Annotated in this window: 2 protein-coding genes and 2 pseudogenes; 3 read left to right on the top strand and 1 reads right to left on the bottom strand. The window is 70.0% G+C overall.

What is annotated here, in order from left to right:
- Positions 1-662, bottom strand: a 662-nt coding sequence (locus NQ160_RS22015; protein ID WP_257517178.1) for an ABC transporter substrate-binding protein, incomplete at its 3' end; no start/stop codon positions are given.
- 124 nt (positions 663-786) lie between these two features.
- Here NQ160_RS22015 and NQ160_RS22010 point away from each other — a divergent pair.
- The 3 genes and pseudogenes from NQ160_RS22010 to NQ160_RS22000 form a co-directional block, all read left to right on the top strand.
- Entirely contained in the window at positions 787-1,797 is a 1,011-nt protein-coding gene (locus NQ160_RS22010; protein ID WP_257517177.1) for a LacI family DNA-binding transcriptional regulator, read from the top strand.
- Between the two features lie 4 nt (positions 1,798-1,801).
- Positions 1,802-1,971: pseudogene (locus tag NQ160_RS22005) on the top strand (cobalamin-independent methionine synthase II family protein); the annotation flags it as partial.
- A gap of 276 nt (positions 1,972-2,247) precedes the next feature.
- Positions 2,248-2,739, top strand: a pseudogene (locus NQ160_RS22000) (formyltetrahydrofolate deformylase); the annotation flags it as partial.

Below are 2,739 nucleotides of genomic sequence, written 5' to 3'. Positions count from 1 at the left end.
GCGGTGGCCATCGTGTCAGGGCTGCAGGCGCGCAGGGCGAAGAAGTAGTACCAGTGCGCGGCCGGCCAGGCGTTCTTGCCACCGAGCGCGATGGGCTCGACGCCACTGGCCTTGAGGGCTTCGACGGCGGCGCTCATCTCGTCGATCGTGGTGGGGGCCTCGGTGATGCCTGCAGCGTCGAACACCTGCTGGCTGTAGAACATGCCACCCGGAAGCACGGCGACGGGCATGCCGTAGAGCTTGTCGTCGACACGCAGGTTGTCGAGCGTCGTGTCGGGGATCTCCTCGGCGGCGGTGTCGGAGATCGCGTCGGTGATGTCCTTGATCTGGCCCGCAGCGACCATGGCGGCGAGCTTGCCGCCACCGCGCTGCAGGAACAGGTCCGGCGCGTCGCCGGAGTTCAGCGCGGTCTGCAGCTTGCCGTCGAGTTCTTCGTTCTGCACGACCTGCACCTTGATGGTGACGCCGGGGTTCTCCTCCGAGAATGCGGCGGCCGTCTGGTCCCAGAACTCCTTGCCGGGGCCGGTGGTGGAGTTGTGCCAGAGCGTCATCTCGACGTCGCCGTCTTCGCCGGCACCTCCGCCGCTGCCAGAACAGCCGGCCAGGGCGAGCACACCGGCTGTGACAGCTGCTGCGGCTGCGAGCGTCCTCTTCGCAATCATGTGATTCTCCTCTTTGAGTGGGCGCACCCGCATCATCATGACCCGGGTTCGTGACAAGTCTCACGCGACCCCGAAACCCTGTCAAACGTTTTCGAAATCCTTTTCCATGCGTAGGATCGGGGCAATGTCCCGTCGAGCAACGATCCACGACGTCGCCGCTGCAGCCGGCGTCTCGGTGTCGACCGTGTCCAAAGCCGTCAACGGCAGGTACGGCGTCGCCGAACACACCGTCGCGCGCGTTCTCGATGTGGTGGAGCGACTCGGCTACGAGTCGTCTCTCGTGGCCAGCAGCATGCGCTCGCACCGAACCGGGGTGATCGGCGTGCTGGTGGCCGACTTCGAGCCGTTCAGCGCCGAGGTGCTCAAGGGCGTCGGTGCGGCGCTGCGCGACTCGCGTTACGACCTGCTCGCCTACAGCGGCTCGCGTCAGGGCGGCAGCGCCGGCTGGGAGCGGCGTTCCCTCAGCCGCCTGAGCGGAACGCTCATCGACGCCGCGATCATGGTCACCCCCACGGTCATCGGCGTCACCAGCGAGGTGCCGATCGTGGCCGTCGACCCCCACAGCGGCCGCGCCGACCTGCCGACGGTGGAGTCGGACAGCTACGGCGGGGCGCTGCACGCGATGCAGTACCTCGTGCAGCTCGGCCACCGCCGCATCGGCTTCATCGCAGGGCGACCCGACCTGCGCTCCTCCGAAGCGCGCGACGCCGGCTACCGGGCCGGGCTGCGCGAAGCCGGCATCCCCGCCGACCCCTCACTCGTACGCGTCGGGCTCTACCAGCCCGAGATCGTGCGCGAGCAGGCCCTCGCGCTGCTGCAGCAGCGGGAGCGCCCCACTGCGGTGTTCGCCGCCAACGACCTCTCGGCGCTCGCGGTGATCGAGGTGGCCGGCGAGCTGGGCCTGCGCGTTCCGCAGGATCTCTCCGTGATCGGCTTCGACGACGTGCCCGAGGCTTCCCGTGTGCACCCGGCGCTCACCACCGTCGCCCAGCCCATGCGCCGCCTCGGGGCGGTCGCGGCCGAGTTCGTCGCCGCCCTGCTGGCAGGTGAGACACGCGATGAGCTGCACGTGACGCTGCCCACCCGCCTCGTCGTGCGGGGCTCGACCGCTCCCCCGGCCGGTCCCGGGCGCTGACCGGCATCCGGACCTCATCGCCCAGCGCATCGGCCGGTTCGCCGACATCGTGGCGCCGACCGCGTCATCGCCTCGACCGACTGCGGTCTGGGCGGGCGCATCCACCCCGACATCGCGTGGGCCAAGCTCACGCCGCTGGGCGAGGGCGCCCGTCGCGCCTCGGCGAGCGCCTGATCCGGGCCGCTCACCTGTCGCAGAATGTCGCTGCGGGCGCTCCCAGCCGACACTTTGCGACAGGCGAGCACGAGGAGCGCGCGGATGCCGGTGCGCGCGGCATCCCCCACCCCGCCCCCGCACCGCTCACCTGTCGCAGAATGTCGCTGCGGGCGCTCCCAGGCGACACTTTGCGACAGGCGAGCACGTCCGGAGACCCGGCGCAGGACGCCGGCACCGACACATGAACGGATGCCGCTGCACGTCGCATCCGTCCCGACACGGCAGAATCGAGGGATGACCGTGCACGACCCGAACCTGCCGCCCGCCCACGCATGCCTCATCGTGCACGGCAAGGACCAGCCGGGCATCGTGGCCGCCGTCTCGGCGATGATCACGCGCATCGGGGGCAACATCGTCGCGTTCGATCAGTACTCCGACAACCCCGAAGGCGGCGCGTACTTCCAGCGCGTCGTCTTCCACCGCCCCGGCTTCGGCGCGGACCGACCGGTTGTCGAGGACGAGGTCGCCCGGACGCTCGCGGACTTCGACCTGCAATGGTCGCTGACCGACCAGTCGGTGCCCAAGCGCATGGCGATCCTGTCGTCGAAGCAGGACCACTGCCTGCTCGACCTGCTCTGGCGCCATCGCCGCGGCGACCTGCCCGTCACCATCCCGATGGTCGTGTCCAACCACGCGACCTCCGCCGAGGACGTGCGCTCCTTCGGCGTGCCGTTCTTCCACGTGCCGTCCACCCCCGGCCCCGACAAGTCGGAGTCGGAGGCGAAG

It is taken from the genome of Microbacterium sp. zg.Y909, assembly GCF_024626565.1.
The sequence above is the reverse complement of the archived record's forward strand: the minus strand, read 5'-3'. Positions and strand labels throughout refer to the sequence as shown.

Coding starts and splice junctions, on each gene's coding strand:
- NQ160_RS22010 (WP_257517177.1), top strand. CDS start 787: ATGTCCCGTCGAGCAACGATCCACGACGTCGCCGCTGCAGCCGGCGTC.